General features: G+C 71.3%; 17 protein-coding genes and 1 tRNA gene. 6 read left to right on the top strand and 12 right to left on the bottom strand.

Features of this window, described 5'->3' with window-relative positions; all coding sequences use genetic code 11:
- Window positions 1-80: 80 nt before the first annotated feature.
- The 6 genes from pth to SS2_RS14515 form a co-directional block, all read right to left on the bottom strand.
- Window positions 81-680 (bottom strand): aminoacyl-tRNA hydrolase, encoded by a 600-nt coding sequence (gene pth, locus SS2_RS14490; protein ID WP_066465340.1) that lies wholly within the window; start codon window positions 678-680, stop codon window positions 81-83.
- 179 nt (window positions 681-859) lie between these two features.
- The gene (locus tag SS2_RS14495; protein WP_066465342.1) at window positions 860-1,474 is read right to left on the bottom strand and encodes a 50S ribosomal protein L25/general stress protein Ctc; all 615 of its coding nucleotides are present in this window, start codon (window positions 1,472-1,474) and stop codon (window positions 860-862) included.
- 238 nt (window positions 1,475-1,712) lie between these two features.
- The gene (locus SS2_RS14500; RefSeq protein WP_066465343.1) at window positions 1,713-2,372 is read right to left on the bottom strand and encodes an SIMPL domain-containing protein; all 660 of its coding nucleotides are present in this window, start codon (window positions 2,370-2,372) and stop codon (window positions 1,713-1,715) included.
- 187 nt (window positions 2,373-2,559) lie between these two features.
- A complete protein-coding gene (locus tag SS2_RS14505; protein WP_066465345.1) occupies window positions 2,560-3,543 on the bottom strand; it encodes a ribose-phosphate diphosphokinase in 984 nt (327 codons plus the stop codon).
- On the bottom strand, window positions 3,543-5,195 hold the full coding sequence (gene glmU / locus SS2_RS14510) for a bifunctional UDP-N-acetylglucosamine diphosphorylase/glucosamine-1-phosphate N-acetyltransferase GlmU (protein WP_066465858.1): 1,653 nt from the start codon (window positions 5,193-5,195) through the stop codon (window positions 3,543-3,545). The genes SS2_RS14505 and glmU overlap by 1 nt, the downstream gene beginning before the upstream one ends.
- Before the next feature lie 98 nt (window positions 5,196-5,293).
- Window positions 5,294-5,365: transfer RNA gene (locus tag SS2_RS14515), tRNA-Gln, on the bottom strand.
- 163 nt (window positions 5,366-5,528) lie between these two features.
- Here SS2_RS14515 and SS2_RS14520 point away from each other — a divergent pair.
- The 5 genes from SS2_RS14520 to SS2_RS14540 all read left to right on the top strand — a co-directional run bounded on the left by SS2_RS14520 (window position 5,529) and on the right by SS2_RS14540 (window position 10,126).
- Entirely contained in the window at window positions 5,529-6,134 is a 606-nt protein-coding gene (locus tag SS2_RS14520; protein ID WP_066465350.1) for a TetR/AcrR family transcriptional regulator, read from the top strand.
- A gap of 186 nt (window positions 6,135-6,320) precedes the next feature.
- Window positions 6,321-7,316 carry an ABC transporter ATP-binding protein gene (locus SS2_RS14525; protein WP_066465352.1) on the top strand — a complete coding sequence of 332 codons (996 nt, stop codon included), beginning with the start codon at window positions 6,321-6,323 and terminating at the stop codon, window positions 7,314-7,316.
- Window positions 7,313-8,518: an ABC transporter permease gene (locus tag SS2_RS14530; RefSeq protein ID WP_066465354.1), complete on the top strand. Its 1,206-nt coding sequence runs from the start codon at window positions 7,313-7,315 to the stop codon at window positions 8,516-8,518. Before SS2_RS14525 ends, SS2_RS14530 begins: the two co-directional genes overlap by 4 nt.
- Window positions 8,519-8,571: 53 nt before the next feature.
- Window positions 8,572-9,078, top strand: coding sequence for a MarR family winged helix-turn-helix transcriptional regulator (locus tag SS2_RS14535; protein ID WP_066465356.1), 507 nt, complete (start codon window positions 8,572-8,574; stop codon window positions 9,076-9,078).
- Window positions 9,079-9,259: 181 nt separating this feature from the next.
- Window positions 9,260-10,126 (top strand): DedA family protein, encoded by an 867-nt coding sequence (locus SS2_RS14540; protein WP_083942274.1) that lies wholly within the window; start codon window positions 9,260-9,262, stop codon window positions 10,124-10,126.
- 7 nt (window positions 10,127-10,133) lie between these two features.
- Here the strand turns inward: SS2_RS14540 and SS2_RS14545 are convergent, their stop codons facing one another.
- Window positions 10,134-10,865 carry a hypothetical protein gene (locus SS2_RS14545; protein ID WP_157607362.1) on the bottom strand — a complete coding sequence of 244 codons (732 nt, stop codon included), beginning with the start codon at window positions 10,863-10,865 and terminating at the stop codon, window positions 10,134-10,136.
- A 198-nt stretch (window positions 10,866-11,063) separates the two neighbouring features.
- Between SS2_RS14545 and SS2_RS14550 the strand changes: the two genes are divergently transcribed.
- Complete coding sequence (locus tag SS2_RS14550; protein ID WP_066465860.1) at window positions 11,064-12,848, top strand: ABC-F family ATP-binding cassette domain-containing protein; 1,785 nt, start codon at window positions 11,064-11,066, stop codon at window positions 12,846-12,848.
- Between the two features lie 33 nt (window positions 12,849-12,881).
- On the opposite strand, the gene SS2_RS14555 is transcribed toward SS2_RS14550, so the two are convergent.
- The 5 genes from SS2_RS14555 to SS2_RS14575 all read right to left on the bottom strand — a co-directional run bounded on the left by SS2_RS14555 (window position 12,882) and on the right by SS2_RS14575 (window position 19,010).
- Window positions 12,882-13,820, bottom strand: a complete 939-nt coding sequence (locus SS2_RS14555; RefSeq protein WP_066465360.1) for a 4-(cytidine 5'-diphospho)-2-C-methyl-D-erythritol kinase — start codon at window positions 13,818-13,820, stop codon at window positions 12,882-12,884.
- Window positions 13,817-14,707: a 16S rRNA (adenine(1518)-N(6)/adenine(1519)-N(6))-dimethyltransferase RsmA gene (gene rsmA, locus SS2_RS14560; RefSeq protein ID WP_066465362.1), complete on the bottom strand. Its 891-nt coding sequence runs from the start codon at window positions 14,705-14,707 to the stop codon at window positions 13,817-13,819. Before rsmA ends, SS2_RS14555 begins: the two co-directional genes overlap by 4 nt.
- A gap of 46 nt (window positions 14,708-14,753) precedes the next feature.
- Window positions 14,754-16,097, bottom strand: a complete 1,344-nt coding sequence (locus SS2_RS14565) for a resuscitation-promoting factor (RefSeq protein WP_066465364.1) — start codon at window positions 16,095-16,097, stop codon at window positions 14,754-14,756.
- Window positions 16,098-16,735: 638 nt separating this feature from the next.
- Window positions 16,736-17,917, bottom strand: a complete 1,182-nt coding sequence (locus SS2_RS14570) for a resuscitation-promoting factor (protein ID WP_066465366.1) — start codon at window positions 17,915-17,917, stop codon at window positions 16,736-16,738.
- 175 nt (window positions 17,918-18,092) lie between these two features.
- On the bottom strand, window positions 18,093-19,010 hold the full coding sequence (locus SS2_RS14575; RefSeq protein WP_066465368.1) for a TatD family hydrolase: 918 nt from the start codon (window positions 19,008-19,010) through the stop codon (window positions 18,093-18,095).
- Between the last annotated feature and the right edge of the window lie 3 nt (window positions 19,011-19,013).

Genomic DNA, 19,013 nt, shown 5'->3' on the forward strand with positions numbered 1-19,013 from the left:
GGCTCTGATCGTAAGACAGTCACGACCGGACAACCCGCGCACCGCAGAAGTTCACCCGCGAGGCACCGCGGGCCCCTGGGTCAGGCCTTCGTGTGGAACTTCAGCTGGGCCTTGACGAGCCCTTCGGTGAGGATGAGCTCGACGGCGTCCGCGGCGTCGTCGAGCAGGAAGGGCAGCTCTTTGCGCTCGGTGGGCGTGAAGTCCTTGAGGACGAAGTCCGCGGTGTCCATGCGGCCGGGAGGACGCCCCACCCCGGTGCGGACCCGGACGTAGTCCTTGGTGCCCAGCGCCTTGGTGATGTCCCGCAGGCCGTTGTGCCCGCCCTCGCCGCCGCCGATCTTGCACCGCACGTCGCCGAAGGGGATGTCCAGCTCGTCGTGGACGACGAGCACGTGGGAAGGGTCGACCTGGAAGTACTGGGCGAGGGAGGCGACGGGGCCGCCCGAGGTGTTCATGTACGTCGTCGGCTTGGCGAGGATCACCCGCGGGCCGGGCACCCCGCCCGGCAGCACCCCGAGCCGCGCCTGCGCGACGACGGCGCGCGAGCGGTGCGCGGAGAAGGACGCGCCGCACCGGCCGGCGAGCACGTCGAGGACCATCTGTCCGACGTTGTGCCGGTTGCCTGCGTACTGCGCGCCTGGGTTGCCCAGACCAACGACGAGCCAGAGGTCATCGGACATGCGTGCACTTCCTGTCCTGGGCGCATCGTCGTGCGCCCGCTGTGGTTCCGATCTGCGCCGGACGCCCGCGGTGCGTCCGGCGGTGCTGCCCGCTCCCCTGCCCGACGACGAGGCGCCCGGCACCGTAGGGTGCCGGGCGCCAGGTCAACGCGTCAGGAGAGGCGCTGGTGCGAAGAAGATCAGGCCTTCTCAGCGGCGGAGGCGGCAGACTGGGTCGCGGAGACCTCAGCGGCAGCAGCCTCGTCAGCGGAGTTGTCCTGAGGAGCCGAGACGAGGACGACGTCCGCGTCGGGCTCGGTGATGAGGGTCGAGCCCTCGGGGAGGATGAGGTCGCGGGCGTAGACGACCGAGCCGGCGGCGAAGCCGTCGACGTTGGCCTCGATCGAGGTCGGGATCGCGGTGGCGAGAGCCTCGATGAGGACGGTCTGCGCCTCGAAGATGATGATGGTGCCGGGCTGGGCCTCGCCGGTGACGTGCACGGAGACCTCGACCTCGACCTTCTCGCCCTTGCGGACGATGAGCAGGTCGACGTGCTCGATGACCTGCTTGACCGGGTCACGCTGGATGTCCTTGGCCAGAGCCAGCTGGATCTCACCGTCGAGGTCGATCTCCAGGAGCGCGTTCTGCTGCTTCAGGGCCAGCATGGTCTGGTGGCCGGGGAGGGCGACGTGGACCGGAGCGGTCCCGTGCCCGTAGAGCACGGCGGGGATCTGGTGGTTGCGGCGGATGCGGCGAGCCGCGCCCTTGCCGAACTCGGTGCGGGCCTCGGCGACGAGCTTGTTCTTGTCAGACACGTGGAACTCCAGGGAAGGTGTTGGGGCCGACGGCCAGTGGGAAGCAGTCGGCTGTCACCTGGGGGCACAGAGTGCGAAGCTGCCTCCAGGAACGGGCGGTGCATCGGCGCGGGACACATGACGGACGCGCGAACTGCGACCGCCCAGTCGATTACGGAGGTCTGAACCGTCCTTGACCGCCGGATCTCATCCGGCCCGTCAGACGTCCCTCGCCGAGGCAACCTGGCCAATATACCCGTCAGGGTGCCTCGTCGTCGAACGCCCACCGCACGGTCACCACGGCGGCGATCTCCTGGGTGCCGGCGTCCACCCCGAAGGAGCCCCCGACCGGGTCCGCCCGCATGGCCATCATCCGGGGCGCAGCCCCTCCCCCGCCTCCCTCGACGAGGTCGACCACCCTGCCCAGCCGGCGTCCCGCCAGACCGGCGAGCTGCTCGGCCTTGGCGCGGGCGTCGGCGAAGGCACGCTCACGGGCCAGGGGCAGGCTCTGGGCCGGGTCACCGACCCGCAGGTGCATGGACTCCAGCTGCGCCACCGGCCCGGCGGCTGCCAGAGCGAGGCGCACCGCCTGCCCCGCCGCCTCGACGTCACGCAGCACGGCGCGCAGCGTGAGCCGTGCTGTGGTGCGCGGCTCACCGGACTCCGGTCGCTCGGTCCACGTGGACGACTGCGCGGTGCCCAGGTCCTCAGGAGCCACGGCGGAGGTCAGCAGGCTCGCCCGGGCGGCGGCCAGGCCGGCCGCGGCGGCGTCGATGGCCTGCTGCACGTCCGCGGCCGTGGCCTGGGCGCCGAGCTCGATCTGCACCACGTCCGGCACGGCGTCGACCACCCCGCTCCCGGTGACGGTGATCCCCTCGCCGGCGTGGCGGCGGCCTTCGTGCTCGTCCTGGTGTCCCATGGCGCCATCTTCGCCCGTTCCGGGCACAGGCGCACCTCACCCGAGCCGCACCCGCCGCATCCGGGGCACGCCCGGGCCGGACCTGGGCCGCGCCTCGGGCGGACCTGGGCGCGGACATGCCACGGGCCCCGTCCCGCGCCGGCCTCAGGAGGCCGGGCACCGGACGGGGCCCGTGTGAGCTGTCAGGTCAGACGTTGCCCTCGAAGAGCGACGTCACCGACCCGTCGTCGAAGACCTCGCGGATCGCGCGGGCCAGCAGCGGCGCGATCGAGAGGACGGTGAGCTTGTCGAACTGCTTGTCCGCCGGGATCGGCAGGGTGTCGGTGACGACCACCTCACGCGCGCCGGACTCGGTGAGGCGCTTGGCGGCCGGGTCGGAGAGCACCCCGTGGGTGGCGGCGACCATGACGTCCTTGGCGCCGGCGTCGAGCAGCACGCGGACCGCGGCGGCGATGGTGCCGCCGGTGTCGATGAGGTCGTCGACGAGCACGCAGCTGCGGCCCTCGACGTCACCGACCACGCGGTTGGCCACGGACTGGTTGGGCACGTTGACGTCACGCGTCTTGTGCACGAAGGCGAGCGGGGCGCCGCCGAGCTTGGCGGCCCACTGCTCCGCCACGCGGATGCGGCCGGCGTCCGGGGACACGACCGCGACGTTGGAGAGGTCCACGCGCGAGCGCACGTAGTCGGTAAGCAGCGGCATGGCCCACAGGTGGTCCACCGGGCCGTCGAAGAAGCCCTGCGCCTGCGAGGAGTGCAGGTCGACGCTCATGATGCGGTCGGCGCCAGCAGTCTTGAACAGGTCCGCCATGAGGCGGGCCGAGATCGGCTCGCGGCCGCGGTGCTTCTTGTCCTGGCGCGCGTAGCCGTAGAAGGGCTGCACCACGGTGATCGTCTTGGCGGACGCGCGCTTGAGCGCGTCGCACATGATGAGCTGCTCCATGATCCACTGGTTGATCGGTGCCGTGTGCGACTGCAGGACGAAGACGTCCGCGCCACGCACGCTCTCGCCGAAACGAACGTAGATCTCGCCGTTGGCGAAGTCGTAGGCCGAGGTGGGGACGAGCTCGGTGCCAAGCTCACGGGCTACGTCCTTGGCGAGCTCCGGGTGCGCACGCCCGGAGACAAATACCATGCGCTTCTCGCCGTCGGAGGAGATGATGCCAGTCATCAGTCGCGGTGTCCTTCAGTGGTGCCAGCGGTTCCAGGGCGCGGCGCGTCCTGGTTCTCGGTAGCGGTTGGGGGGCTGGGAAGGGGAAGGGTTGCCTGGTGGTCGGCCTGAGCCAGCTCGGCCCGGGCCTGGGCGCCGAGCTCGGTCGCGGTGGACTCCAACCGGATTCGCTCGGCCGCGCGGGCCGCGTCGGTGCCGGGACGACGACGCTCGACCCAGCCCTCGATGTTGCGCTGGGCTCCGGCCGAGACGGCCAGGGCGCCGGAGGGCACGTCGTTGCGGATGACCGAGCCGGCGCCGGTGTAGACGCCGTCGCCGATGTGCACGGGAGCCACGAAGAGGTTGTCCGCGCCGGTGCGTGAGAACGACCCGACGGTCGAGTGGTGCTTGTGCACGCCGTCGTAGTTGACGAAGATCGTGGCCGCACCGATGTTCGTGTGCTCACCGATCGTCGCGTCACCGACGTAGGACAGGTGCGGGATCTTCGACCCGTCGCCGATCGTGGCGTTCTTCGTCTCGACGAAGCCGCCGATCTTGCCGGCCGTGCCGAGCACGGTCCCCGGACGCAGGTAGCTGAAGGGGCCGACCTTGGCGTCGTCACCGATGACCGACAGCTGGGCCTGGGTGCGGGTGACCGTCGCGTGCACGCCGACCTCGACGTCGGTCAACGTGGTGTCCGGGCCGATCGTGGCGCCCTCGCGGATGATGGTCGCCCCGTGCAGCTGGGTGCCCGGCAGCAGGGTGACGTCCTGCTCGAGGTCGACGTCCACGTCGACCCAGGTGCTCGCCGGGTCGACGACGGTGACGCCGTCGAGCATCCAACGGTGCAGGATGCGGCGGTTGAGCTCGGCGCGCAGCACCGCGAGCTGAGCCCGGTTGTTGACGCCCTCCACGACGAAGTGGTCCGGGGTGCACACCGCGCGCACCCGGCCGCCCTCGGCACGGGCGATGGCCAGCACGTCGGTGAGGTAGACCTCGCCCTGGGAGTTGGCCTGGTCGACCTGCCCCAGGCCCCGGCGCAGCACCGCGGCGTCGAAGACGTAGATGGAGGAGTTGATCTCGCGGATCTCCCGCTGAGCCTCGGTGGCGTCACCGTGCTCGACGATCCCCAGCACGTCGCCGGTGGTCTCGTCACGCACGATCCGGCCGTAGCCGGTCGCGTCGTCGACCTCGGCGGTGAGCACGGTCACCGCGTTGGCGCCGGCGACGTGGGCGGCGAGCAGCTCGTCCAGGGTGGCCGTGTCCAGCAGCGGGATGTCCCCGGCCATGACGACGACGGGGCCGGTGAGGCCCTCTCCTCCGCCGTGGCCCTCGCTGCCCTCGGGGACGCCGGCGATCGCGGCCTGCGCCTGCGCTGCGGCGTCGAGCACGCTCAGGGCGCACTGGACGGCGCGCCCGGTCCCGGGGATCTCGTCCTGGTCGACGATGAGCAAGGACGGGTCGATCTCAGCGACGTGCGCGGCCACCGCGTCCCGCTCGTAGCGGACGACGACGGCGATGCGCTGGGGGTCGAGTCCTTGCGCGGCGGTGATCGCGTGGCCGAGCATGCTGCGGCCCGCGAGGGTGTGCAACGGCTTCGGCAGGCTCGAACGCATCCGGGTACCCCCGCCTGCAGCGAGGATGATTACTGCCGCGGGTTGAGCGGTGGTCACGTAGGACTCCCAGGAGCTCGATATCTCTGCCATGGACGCACAAGGACGCGCAGACGCGCGCACTTGCCTGTGGTGCACCCCGCCTCTCGCGACGCGCGCTCCGCCCCCAGGACTCGAACCTGGACCAAGGGCACCAAAAACCCTTGTGCTGCCGATTACACCAAGGCGGACTGAAAACCGACGAGCCGGAGCGCAGCGCGTGCCGCTGAGAGGACTGCAGGAGTTCGTGGTTCATTCTGCCAGGATTTTCTGCTGCACCAAACGCGGGTCCGAGGGCCGGTCCGGCATGATAGACCCGTGGCCTCTGACAGCAAACGCACCCCCCGCTCCCGAATGACGGCGAAAGAGCGACGCGAACAGCTCATCTCCGTCAGCCGCGCCCTGTTCGCCCAGAAGGGCTTCGAGGGCACGAGCGTGGAGGAGATCGCGTCACGCGCGGAGGTGTCCAAACCGGTCGTCTACGAGCACTTCGGCGGCAAGGAAGGCATCTACGCCGTCGTCGTCGACCGGGAGATCGAAGCTCTCACCCAGGCGCTGACCGGGGCGTTGACCGCCGGCGGGCACCCCAAGGTGCTGCTCGAGCGGACGGCCCTGGCGCTGCTGACCTACATCGAGACCCACGAGGACGGCTTCCGCATCCTCGTGCGCGACTCCCCCGTCGCCCAGGCCACGGGCACCTTCTCCTCCCTCATCGGCGACGTCGCCACGCAGGTGGAGCACCTGCTCGCCGACCAGTTCAAGCGCCGTGACCTCGATCCGCGGATCGCACCGATCTACGCCCAGATGCTCGTCGGCATGGTGGCCCTGACCGGCCAGTACTGGCTCGACGCCCGCCAGCCCAAGAAGGCCGAGGTCGCCGCGCACCTGGTCAACCTGGCCTGGAACGGCCTGTCCGGGCTGGAGCGCCGGCCCTCGCTGCCGACGGCGACGCTCACCTGAAGGATGCCCGTCTGAGCGCTGGTGGCGAAGGTCACCTCGCGGATTGTGACGACATGCCCTGGCGCGCCCGCCGAACTCGGTGATACCGGTCTTTTCTGCATCGCGCCGCGGGTCGTGCTTGCCGACGGGCCGCAGATGCGATTGGGTGAGAATCCAGACGTTCCGCACCAGACCCGGCGAGGACCCATGCCAGCGCTCGAGATCGACCGGCTCTCCAAGTCCTACGGGAGCCTGCGCGCCCTGGACGCACTGTCCTTCACCGTGCACGCCGGGGAGATCTTCGGCTTCGTGGGGTCCAACGGCGCGGGAAAGTCGACGACCATGCGGATCGCGCTGGGCGTGCTGGCCGCCGACTCCGGCGAGGTGCGCTGGGACGGCGCCCCGCTCGGCTTCGACGGCCGACGCCGGGTGGGGTACATGCCGGAGGAACGCGGCCTCTACCCCAAGATGAAGGTCGGCGACCAGCTCGTGTACCTGGCCCGCCTGCACGGCCTGGACCCCGCCGCTGCCCGCGCGTCGATGGAGCACTGGACGGAGAAGCTCGGTGTGGCAGGTCGCCGCGGCGACGAGGTGCAGAAGCTCTCCCTGGGCAACCAGCAACGCGTCCAGCTCGCCGCCGCCCTCGTCCACGACCCCACGATCCTTGTGCTGGACGAGCCGTTCTCCGGCCTGGACCCGGTCGCGGTCGACGTCATGAGCGCCGTGCTGCGCGAACGCGCCGACGCCGGCGCCCCCGTCCTCTTCTCCTCCCACCAGCTCGATCTCGTCGAGCGGCTGTGCGACCGGGTGGGGATCATCCGCGCCGGGTCCATGGTCGCCTCCGGCACGGTGGAGGAGCTGCGCGCCACCTCCGCGCCCCGCTGGCTCGTGGACGCGCCTACGGCCCCCGAGACCTGGCTCTCCGCGGCCCCGGGGGCCCGAGTGGTCTCTCGCGCCGGCTCGCGGACCGTGGTCGAGGTCCCCTCCTCCCCCGACGCTGAGCAGAGCGTGCTGCGCGCGGCCCTGGCCGCCGGTCCGGTCCACGAGTTCACCCGCCAGCGCGCCTCGCTCAGCGAGCTGTTCCGGCACGTGGTCAGCCAGAGCGAGACGCCCGACGCCGCACCCTCCGCTCCCCCTGCCGGCTCGCCCGCCGGTGTCACGACGACGTCCGCCGCCTCCCTCAGCAAAGGACCCCTCGCATGAGCGCCGACCCCACCTCCCTCTCCGGCTGGGGCGGCGTCCGCCTGGTCGCCGGTCGTGAGATCCGGCAGCGGATCTTCGCGAAGTCCTTCATCTGGAGCACGGTGGTCCTCGTCGTGCTCATCGTCGCGGGAGTCCTCGTCGCCAAGCTCATCGGCCAGGACACCACGGTGCTGCGGGTGGGTGTCACCTCGCAGAGCCAGCAGCTGGAGGAGGCCATCGAGGCCACCGCCGCGTCCTACGGGGCGACGACCGAGGTCACCACGGTGACCGAGGACGAGGGACGCGCCCAGGTGGCCGACGAGAGCCTCGACGCTCTGGTCACCGGCACCCCGGAGGCCTTCCAGGTGGTCACCAAGTCCGACCTCGACGCGACGCTGAGCTCGGTGTTCTCAGTGCTGGCCCAGCAGGCCGCCCTCGCCGACCAGATCCGTGACCTCGGCGGCGACCCGGCCGCGGTCGGCGCCGCGGTCGCCGGGGCGAGCGTCGACGTCGTCTCCCTCGACCCGCCGCCCGAGGTGGACGGGTCCCAGGTCCTCTCCGGGTACATCGTGGGGATCCTGCTGTTCATCAGCCTGCAGATCTGCGGGCAGATGGTGGCCCAGGGCGTCGTGGAGGAGAAGACCAGCCGGGTGGTGGAGCTGCTGCTCGCGACCGTGCGCCCGTGGCAGCTCATGGCCGGGAAGGTCCTGGGCATCGGCGCGATCGGGCTGCTGCAGGTGCTCGTCCTCGTGGCCGCCGGGGTCGCGAGCGCGACGCTCTTCGGGCTGACCGAGACGATGAAGGTCGACCTCGGCGCGACGGCGGCGTGGGTGATCGTGTGGTTCCTCGTCGGCTTCACCATGTACGCGCTGCTCTTCGCAGCGGCCGGTGCGCTCGTCTCGCGCCAGGAGGAGGTGGGTTCGGTCACCACCCCGATCCTCGTGCTCATGATGGTCCCCTACATCGTCGGTGTCTCGATCGCACCGTGGGCCCCGGACAGCCCTTACGTGCAGTGGCTCTCCTACCTGCCGTTCACCTCGCCGCTCATCATGCCGATCCGGGTCGCCCTGGGGGCGGTCCCCCAGTGGCAGATCGCGGTGGTGCTCCTCATCAACATCCTCATCATCCCGGTGCTCGTGTGGTTCGCCGGGCGGGTCTACTCCAACGCGGTGCTGCGGACCGGCGGGCGCATCCGCCTCCGGGAGGCGCTGCGCGCCGGATGACCTGGACCCCGGACGAGGCGGTCAAGAGTCTTGACGTCAAGTAATCTTCTGCTATGAACGATGGGCACGAAGACGAGGTCGACCGCATCATCGCGGCCTGGACCCGAGTACGCCCTGACCTGGACGTCTCCCCCCTGGCGGTGCTGTCCCGGGTGAGCCGCCTGGACCGTCATCTCGATGTGGCCCGCCGTGGCGCCTTCGCCCGCAACCAGCTGGAGCCGTGGGAGTTCGACGTGCTCGCGGCGCTGCGCCGGGCAGGCGAACCTCACGTGCTCTCCCCCGGAGCCCTGGTCACCCAGACCATGGTGACCTCGGGCACCATGACGAATCGGATCGACCGGCTCGAGGCCCGGGGGCTCGTGGCACGAGCGCCGTCCCCCGAGGACCGCCGCGGTGTGCTCGTCCGGCTCACCGAGTCCGGCCTGAGCCGCGTCGACGCCGCGTTCAGCGACCTGCTCGCCGTCGAGCACACGGTCCTGGAAGCCCTGGACCCCGCCGACGAGCACGCGATGGCGGACCTGCTGCGCAGGCTCGTGGCCCAGTTCGACACCCTGACATGAGGCTGCGGCCTCCGGCGCCCGGGCCTGCCAGGACGCTCCCCCACGCGCGGGCCCCGGTGCGCAGGGAAAGAATGAGTGACGACGGGGATGATTTCAGGCCGTCGAGCGTTGACCTGCAGGACGCCCTCACCCGTCCACTCGACCAGCACTGCGCTCTCACACCTCAGACAGGGATTCGCCCATGGTTCACGCTTCTCTCATCCCGTGGCTCGACCCTGCGACGATCATCCCGCAGCTCGGCCCGTGGGCCCTGCTGGGCATCTGCTTCATCGTCTTCGCCGAGACCGGGCTGCTCGTGGGCTTCCTGCTCCCTGGGGACACCCTGCTCTTCTTCACCGGCCTGCTCACCCACGCCGGCGTCATCAGCACCGACATCTTCTGGGTCTGCTTCGCGATCACCGCGGCCGCCTTCATCGGTGGGGAGGTGGGGTATCTCATCGGCCACCGCCTCGGACCGAAGGTGTTCGAGCGCAAGGAGTCCGGGCTGTTCAGCGTGAAGAACGTCGAGCGCACCAACGTCTTCTTCGAACGGTTCGGTGGCCGTGCGGTCATCATCGCCCGGTTCATCGCGGTGGTCCGGACCTTCGCCCCCGTCGCCGCGGGCGTCTCGCACATGAACTACCGGCGCTACTCCCTCTACAACTTCGTCGGCGCGGTGGTCTGGGCCACCGGTCTGGTGCTGCTGGGCTACCTGCTCGGCGGCGTCAGCTGGGTGGCCGAGTACGCCGAGAAGTACATGGACCTCGTCATCCTCGCGGCCGTCTCCCTGACCCTGGTCCCGACGGTGATCCACTACGTCCGCTCGACCGTCAAGGCCCGGCGTAGCGGTACCCCCGCCGTCCCGGTGGTCGCCCCGGCAGTGGCGGGCGCCACCGGAGCGGTCGCCGCGGTCCCCGCCGGCGGTGTCCCGGCCGTCGCTGCGGTCACCGTTCCCGGCGTCAACGGGCCCAGCATCAACGGGCCCGGCGCCACCCTGCCGAGCATCAGCCTGCCCAGCGTGGCTCCCGCCGTGGCGCCGACGACCACCCCGGGCGAGCCGCAGGCCTGACCTCCGCTCAGTCGGCGTCGGCGGTGCGGACAGCCACCGCCATGGTGGGGGCGATCTCGGCGACCTGCTGGGTCCACCGAGCCAGGCCGTCCCCCTGGTCAGTGCCGGCGGCCAGCACCAGGTCGACCCGGCTCTCCCCGATCCAGAACTCGACCACGGCGTCGTCGCGGACCACCTCGGCCGCCACCGCCAGTCGCTCAGCGTTGGCCGACCCCGGCCGGGACAGGTCGACCGCCCCGTCCGTGGTGCTCAGCCGCAGGTCCAGCTCGATGCTCCCGGCGGCCTCCGCCTCGTCGGCCCAGTCGGTGACCGCGGCGGCGACCTGCGTCATCTGCTCCTCACCCGCCGGGTCCAGGAGCACGTCAGCCGTGCCACGCGCGATCCCGCCGTCCTGCGGGGAGATGGCCTCGACGACCACCGCGGCGTCGCCGTCGGACACGCCCTCGAGGCCACGGGCGAAGGCCTCGAAGTCGGCGACGACCGCTGCGTCAGCGGGCGTGAGACGGTCCGTCCCCTCGTCCGTCCCCGTCGAGCTGTCGGCGTCCAGGCCGGTGACGAGCGCGATCGTTCCCCCGACGAGGATCCCGGCCCCGAGGACCACCGCGAGGACGACCATCAGCACCCAGCGCCGAGAGCGTCCGCCGCGACCGAGCCGCCTCCCGCCCGGGTCCGCCAGCCCGCCGGGCAGCACGACCTGGCGGTCGGAGTCTCGAGGGTCGGTGTCAGAGCGGGGAGCCATCTGCTGCTTCCGTCGGAGGGCGTCGTGGCGCGGGTCGGGTGCTCGCGCGGCGTCCATTGTCGCAGCGCCACCTGTGGCTCAGCCCAGCGCCGGGCCCTGGCGGCCGCAGGCAGGCCCGGCAGGCGCTGAGAGGCGCTGAGAGGCGCTGGCAGGTGGCGACGGTGCTGAGGGCTGCGGGAGCCGCCTAGGCTGGTGACCATGGCTCACCTTCTTGGCGGCGAATCGCTGCGCCTCTCCTTCCCCACCAAGCTCGTCTTCGACTCGGTGACCGTCGGCGTCAACGAAGGGGACCGGATCGGCATCGTCGGACGCAACGGTGACGGCAAGTCCTCGCTGCTCGCGATGCTCGCCGGTCGCCTCGAACCGACGTCCGGACGGGTCACCAGCCGCGGCGGCACCCGGATCGGCGTGCTCGACCAGAGCGACACCCTCGACCCCACCCTCACCGTCGCCCAGTCCATCGTGGGAGACACCCCCGAGCACGAGTGGGCTGGTGACCCCAAGATCCGCGACGTCATCACCGGGCTGGTCACCGACCTGCCGTGGGACGGCCTCGTCGGCGAGCTCAGCGGTGGCCAGCGTCGCCGCGTGGCCCTCGCCTCGCTGCTGGTCGGCGACGACGACGTGCTCTTCCTCGACGAGCCGACCAACCACCTCGACGTCGAGGCGATCACCTGGCTGGCCGGCCACCTGCGCCGCCGCTGGGGCGTCAACGCGGGCGGGCTGCTCGTGGTCACCCACGACCGCTGGTTCCTCGACGAGGTGTGCACCGCCACCTGGGAGGTGCACGACGGGATCGTCGAGCCCTTCGAGGGGGGCTACGCCGCCTACATCCTCCAGCGCGTCGAGCGCGACCGGATGTCCGCCGCGACCGAGGCCAAGCGGCAGAACCTCATGCGCAAGGAGCTCGCCTGGCTGCGCCGCGGCGCACCGGCCCGCACCTCCAAGCCCAAGTTCCGCATCGAGGCCGCCAACCAGCTCATCGCCGACGAGCCTCCCGTGCGCAACTCCGTCGAGCTCGCCCAGATGGCCACCTCGCGCCTGGGCAAGGACGTCGTCGACCTCATCGACGTGTCGGTGAGCTACGGGGACAAGCAGGTCCTCAAGGACGTCACGTGGCTCATCGGCCCGGGCGAGCGGACCGGGATCCTCGGCGTCAACGGCGCCGGGAAGTCCACCCTGCTCGCGCTGGTGACCGGTGACCTGCAACCGACCACCGGGCGGGTCAAGCGCGGCAAGACGGTGAAGTTCGCCACGCTCACCCAGCAGCTGGCCGAGCTGCAGGACATCGCCAACGACCGGGTCAGCGACGTCATCGCCCAGTACCGCACGTCCTACGTGGCCGGCGGCAAGGAGATGACCCCGGGGCAGCTGCTCGAGCGCCTCGGCTTCACCAACGCCCAGCTCTCGACGCAGGTCAAGGACCTCTCCGGTGGTCAGCGTCGCCGTCTGCAGCTGCTGCTCATCCTCCTGGACGAGCCCAACGTGCTCATCCTCGACGAGCCCTCCAACGACCTCGACACCGACATGCTCGCGGCGATGGAGGACCTGCTGGACTCCTGGCCCGGCACGCTGCTCGTGGTCTCCCACGACCGGTACCTGCTCGAGCGGGTCACCGACCAGCAGTACGCGTTGCTGGACGGGGAGTTCCGCAACGTGCCCGGCGGGGTGGACCAGTACCTGGAGATCCTCAAGGCACGTCCGGCCAGCGGCAAGCCCGCGGTGACCACCACCGGGAAGTCCTCGTCCGGGTCGTCGTCCTCGAGCGCTGAGGCCCGGGCCGCCCGCAAGGAGCTCAGCGCCGTCGAGCGCAAGCTCACCAAGACCACGGACCAGATCGCGGCGCTGCACGAGAAGATGGCTGCCCACGACCTGGAGGACTTCACCGGGCTCACTGCCCTCAACGACCAGCTCAAGGCGCTGCAGAGCGAGGTCACCACGCTCGAGGAGCGGTGGATGGAGCTCGCCCAGCTCGTCGACTGACGGACGCTCGGCGCTCGGCGCTCGGCGCTCGGGTCAGACGACGACCCGTGCGCCGGGCACCGGCCCGGAGGCGCAGACCGCCGACTCGCACACACCGGCGACGGTAAGGGCGGCGGCGATGGCCAGGGCGTGCTGGCGGCTGCGGCCGAGGGCGGCGATCGTGGGTCCCGACCCGGAGACGATCACACCCAGCGCACCCGCCGTCCGCGCGGCGGCCATCGTCTCGCGCAGGTCGGGAGCCAGGTCGAGCGCGGAGGCCTGCAGGTCGTTGGACAGCGCCGCGCCCAGCCGCTCCGCGTCTCCGGCGCGCAGAGCCGACATGAGGGCGGTGTCGGCGCCGTCGGGCATGTCGTGGTCGTTCTCGGTGATCGCGTCGAAGTGCCGGAACACCGCGGGGGTGGACAGTCCCTCGCTGCGCAGGGCGAAGGCCCAGTGGAACTGACCGTGGACCATCGCCGGGGTGAGCGTGTCTCCCCGCCCTGTCCCCACGGCCGTGTGCCCGGTCAGGGCGAAGGGCACGTCGGCGCCGAGGGTGGCACCGACCGCGCACAGCTCCTCACGCAGCAGTCCGGTCCCCCACAGCGCGTCCAGGGCGACGAGGGTCGCAGCGGCGTCGGCTGACCCGCCGGCCATCCCGCCGGCCACCGGCACACCCTTGGTGATCTCCAGGTGGGCTCCCTGCTCGACGCCGGTGTGCTCGGCCAGGGCTCGCGCTGCCCGCAGCGCGAGGTTGCTCTCGTCCGTGGGGACGAGCTCCGCGCCCGGACCCTGGACGGCGAGGGTGAGGTCCTCCGACGCCGTGGCGCGCACGTCCTCATAGAGGGACACCGCCTGGAACACCGTGACCAGCGGGTGATACCCGTCCGGGCCCACCGGCCCCACGTGCAGGGAGAGGTTGACCTTGCCCGGAGCGCGCACCAGGACCGAGGCGGGCTGCTCGCCCACGCTGCTCAGGTGCTTGAGGGTGGTCACTGGTCCGTCGCGGCGGCGCGGGCCGCGGCGGCGTCGTCGAGCGCCTCGGCGATCCGGGCGAACTCCTCGACGGTGAGCCGCTCGCCGCGGGCGCCCGGGTCGATGCCGGCCGCCTCCAGCGCCTCCTGGGCCAGAGCCGGTGAGCCGGCCAGGCCGGCCAGCGCCCCGCGCAGGGTCTTGCGACGCTGGGCGAAGGCCGCGTCGACCACCTGGAAGACCCGTTCCCGGCTCGCGCGGGTCTGCGGGTGCTCGCGGCGCTCGAGCAGCACCAGGGCGGAGTCGACGTTGGGCACGGGCCAGAACACCGAGCGGCCGATGGTCGCGGTGCGTCGCGCCGTGGCGTACCAGGCGGCCTTGACCGAGGGGATGCCGTAGGTCCGGTTCCCCGGCGGCGCGGCCAGGCGGTCGGCCACCTCGGCCTGGACCATGACGAGCACGCGGTCGAGGGTGTCGAAGCGCTCCAGGAAGGTCAGCAGCACCGGGACGGCGACGTTGTAGGGCAGGTTGGCCACGAGGGCGGTGGGCGGCGGTCCAGGCAGCTCGGTGACCGTCAGGGCGTCCTGCAGGACGACGGTGAGGTCGCCGGCGCGCTCGGGGGCCATGGTCGCGATCGTGTCAGGCAGCTGGGCGGCGAGCACCGGGTCGATCTCGACCGCGACGACGCTCATCCCGGCCTCGAGCAGCCCCAGGGTCAACGACCCCAGCCCGGGGCCCACCTCGACGACGCGCTGGCCCTCGGTGAGCCCGGCGGCACGGACGATCTTGCGCACCGTGCCGGCGTCGTGCACGAAGTTCTGGCCGAGGGTCTTGGTGGGCCGGACGCCCAAACGCCCTGCCAGGTCACGGATCTGGGCCGGACCGAGCAGGGCGTTCGAGGTATCAGTCATACGGATGAGCCTAAAGGTTCATCCGCAGTGCTGCGTCAAGGGTGCGTCACCGCAGCCCGAGCTTGGAGGAGCAGTGCGGCCACTGGCCCCAGCCCGAGCGGGCCTGGAGAGCCTGGGCAAGGCGGGTCTGCTCGGCCGCGCTGGCCTGCGAGGGCAGACCGGAGCCACCGAGGGACTGCCACGTGCCCACCGAGAACTGGTAGAGGCCGTGGTACAGACCGTTCTTGGAGACGATCGAGGGGTTGCCCCCCGACTCGCACTGCGCGAGCTTGCTCCACACGTCACCGGCGGCAGCGACCGTCGGTGCGGCCGAGGAGGCGGTCTCACCGCTCCCGGAGGCAGCCGGAGCCGGTGCCTCGGAGGAGGCGGCCGGAGCCTTGGCAGCCGGGGCTGCCGGTGCGGGCGCCGGCTTGACGACCGGACGCTCCTTGGTGCCCTTGACGACCACCTTGTTCACGGGGGCGACGGACACCTCGTCGGAGACGAGGGTGCGGGACTCCTCGACGCCGTCGACCGTGGTGACCGAGTGGACCGTGGTCTGCTGGCCCTCGACGCCCTCGACCGTGGTCACCGGGTCGAGGTCCTTGAAGCGGTTGGGGTCTTCCTCGATGACGGTCTCGAAGGGGATCGGCGTGGTGACGGTCTCCTCCGCGACGGCGACGCGGTTGATGACGATCGCCAGCTCGGTGTCGTCCAGACGCGGGTCCGCGATGACATCGCTGGTGGCGTCCTCGGCGGCAGGGGCCGCGTCCACGGACGCGGTCTCCACGCCGGCCTCGGCAGGCGCAGCCTCGGTCCCGGCCGCAGCGGCGGCAGCCGCCTCAGCCTCGGCCGCGGCAGCCGCCTCGGCGGCCTCCCGCTCGGCCTGAGCCTGCTGGGCTGCGAGAGCCTCGGCGGTGGGGACGTGCTGGACCGAGACGCGGTCCAGCTCGCCGACCTGGACGCCGTGGTCCTCGAGGACGTCGGAGACGTCCTGAGCACCGCTGGGCACCTCGGTCTCGCCTCCGTCCACCTTGAGCTTGACGGGGCCGTCGATGGACAGCCGCAGGCCGAGGTCGACACGACCGTCACCCTCGGACCGCGAGGCCACGAGGGAGACGTCGTCGGCGCGACCGGCGTAGGCGGCGAGCACCTCGTCGGCGTCGACCGCGGTGGTCGTGATGGTCGTGGGCACGCCGTCCTGCTGGATGGTGACCTCGCGGGCGTAGCGCACCACGATGTCCGCGTCGTCGCTCAGGGCGGCGTTCTGGGAGGGGGCCACCACGTCGTCCGAGCCGACGGTGATGCCACGCTCCTCGAGCAGGCCATCGACGGACCCGGCGAAGGTGGAGATGGTCTGGACGTTGCCGTCGACGTCCAGGGTGACGGTCTTGTGGGCGTTGGCGTACACGGCGGTTCCGCCTGCGACGAGGGCTAGGGCCAGTCCACCGGCGATAGGCCAGGTGCGGCGCCTCGTGCGGCCGCTGCTGCGGCTGGGTGCGTCGGTGTCGACGCTGTCGGAGGTGATGGCTGGGTCAGTGAGGTTGAGAGTCTCACCAGGCTCTGTCGGTTGCGCGCCTGAGCGCGCCGAGAAAGCACTGAAGGGATTTTTCATGAGTGTCCAGACGTCGTCCTATCCGGGCACAGAACTGTGGCTGCGGGATTGCACCGCGGCCCTCCGGCGGAGGGCGCCACGTCGATTCTGATCCGGCCGTCGCCGGCGACCCATGGACGGTGTTCCATCCAGTAGCACCGGCATCGCCACGGTCTGGGGGGTCGTGGGACCTCACAGAAATGCACCATGGCGACGTTCGACCGTAACCGATCCGTGACCCTGAGCCAACTTATCCACGGCATCTTCACGAGGTCCATCGGCGGTTCGGCTTGCGTCCAGATGCCACGAGAGACAGTGTTCTCGCTGCTCAGATCCCAGGAAGAGGGTGGCTCACGGGGTGGCTCGGCACGTCAGATCACGGTCTCGGCCGGGGCCACGATCTGCGACACACGCGGCAGAAAGGACGGTCCGTGCCGGCCATTCCTGGCGAGGGACTAGTACCAGCCCGTGCTCTTGGAGTGGGCCCACGCCCCGCACGGGGTGCCGTAGCGACCCTCGATGTACCCCAGCCCCCAGGTGATCTGGGTGGCAGCGTTGGTGCGCCAGTCAGCCCCGGCGCTGGCCATCTTCGAGCCGGGGAGAGCCTGCGGGATGCCATAGGCGCCGCTCGAGGCGTTGGCGGCGCTGGCGTTCCACTTGCTCTCCTTGGTCCACAGCGACTCCAGGCAGGCGTACTGGTCGTCGCCCCAGCCCTTCTCGAGCGCCATCGACTGCCCGAGCGCCCGTGCCGTCCCTGGGTCCACCTGGACCAGAGCCGGGTCAGGCAGCTCCATGGTCCCCAGGTGAACGATCTCGTTGCGCGCCTCGACGGTGATCTGCTGGGCCACCACGACGCGCGAGGCCTCCACGCCGTCCACGAGGGTCACGTCGTAGGTGGTCACGGCCTGCCCCACCCGCCCGGTCTGCTTGACCAGACGCTGACCGACGACGAGCTTGGGGTCCTCGATCTCTTCGACAGTGAAGGGCAGCACCTCGGTGAGCACGGTGGCGGACTCCCCGGCCCGGCCGACGGTGATGACCTGCCCTGTCTCGATGGCGCTGGACAGGTCCGCCGAGACCACGTCACCGGGGAAGAGCACGACGCCGGCGTTGGCCAGCACGGCGCGCACGGACTCCTCGGTGGTGACCACCGGGATCTGCTGACCGTCGATCGCGATGGTCACGTCCTTGAGCGTGGAGATCTTCAGCGGGTTGCGGCCCACGGCCTCCGAGCGGGAGGCGGAGACGTCGGCGCCGGCTGCGCGGGGGCCGATCTCGTCGAGGACCTCGCCGACGGTCAGTGCCGTGGACTGGATGGACTGGGGTGTGCCGTCGATCTCGACGTCGACCGTGCGCATGGTCCGCACGACGATGAGGTCACCGTCGGAGACCGAGCTGGCGGAGGAGGGGAAGACCTCGTCCTGGTCTCCCAGGACCACCTGGTGGCTGGCGAGCACGTCGTTGACGGTCGACCCGAAGGCCGTCACCGTCCGGACGTCGCCGTCGACCTCGATGGTGATGGTCTTGTGCATCGTGGTGAAGGCGGAGGTGCCGGCGACCAGGGCGACGAGGACAGAGCCTTGGATCACCCGACGGGCGGGCAGGCGCAGGGCGCTGACGTGGCGATTCGCGCTCAAGCCGGGCCTTCCTCTCGTCACGGTCACGGTGTACGCGGACAGTCTGGCACGGACGGCCCGCAGAGTCCGCATCGCTGCGACCTCCACTGATGTCATCGGCACGTCGAGGGCACGACTCCAGCACTCACCGAGACAGATCGCTGCGGCGACCGTCAGTGCCTGGCGCGAGCCCCGATCACCACTCCCCGTAGACCTGCAGGGAGGTCACCTCGACCGCCCGGCAGGCCTCCTCGAGGGAGACCTCCTGGACCGAGGCGATCGTCGCCATGGTCACCGCGGCGAGGTAGGGGGCGTTCGGCCGCCCCCGGAAGGGGTGGGGCGTGAGGTACGGCGCGTCCGTCTCCACGAGCACCTGGGACAACGGGACCGCGCGCAGCGCCGCCCGCAGCCCGTCGTTGGCGGCGAAGGTCACCGGACCGGCGAAGGAGAGGTACCAGCCCTGGTCGGCGCACAGCCGGGCCATCTCCTCGTCGCCGGAGAAGCAGTGGAAGACCGTCCGCTCGGGCGCGCCGTCCGCGGCCAGGATGTCCAGCACCTCGGTGTGGGCGTCGCGGTCGTGGATCTGCAGCGCGAGGCCGAGCTCCTTGGCGAGGGCGATGTGCGCCCGGAAGGAGGCCCGCTGCGCGGCCAGCCCCGCCTCCCCGGTCCGGAAGAGGTCCATGCCGGTCTCCCCGATGGCCCGGATCCGGTCGTTGCCGCGGGCGATCGCGGCGATCTCGGCGATCGCCTCGTCCAGCCCGACGCCGTGCCGCTCGGCGGGGCTGGGCGGCAGACCGTCCGGGCCGACGTCGAGCACCCCGGCGTGCAGGGGCGCCTCGTTGGGGTGGATGGCCACGGCCCCGACGAGCTCGGGGTGCTCGCGCACCACCGCGTCGGTCCAGCGGGCGGCCGGCAGGTCGCAGCCCACCTGGACCATCCGGGTGATGCCGGCGGCCCGGGCCGTCGCCACGTGCTCCGCGACGGTGGGCACGGTGGCCCCGTCGGGGAGCACGTGGGCGATCGACTCGAGGTGGGTGTGGTTGTCCACCACCGGCCACGGCAGCGCCGAGGGCGCCGGCGGCCAGCTCAGGTCACGCTCACGCTTCCTGGCCACGTC

Origin of the sequence: Sanguibacter suarezii NBRC 16159, assembly GCF_001552735.1 — a bacterium.
GTDB lineage: Bacteria > Actinomycetota > Actinomycetes > Actinomycetales > Cellulomonadaceae > Sanguibacter > Sanguibacter suarezii.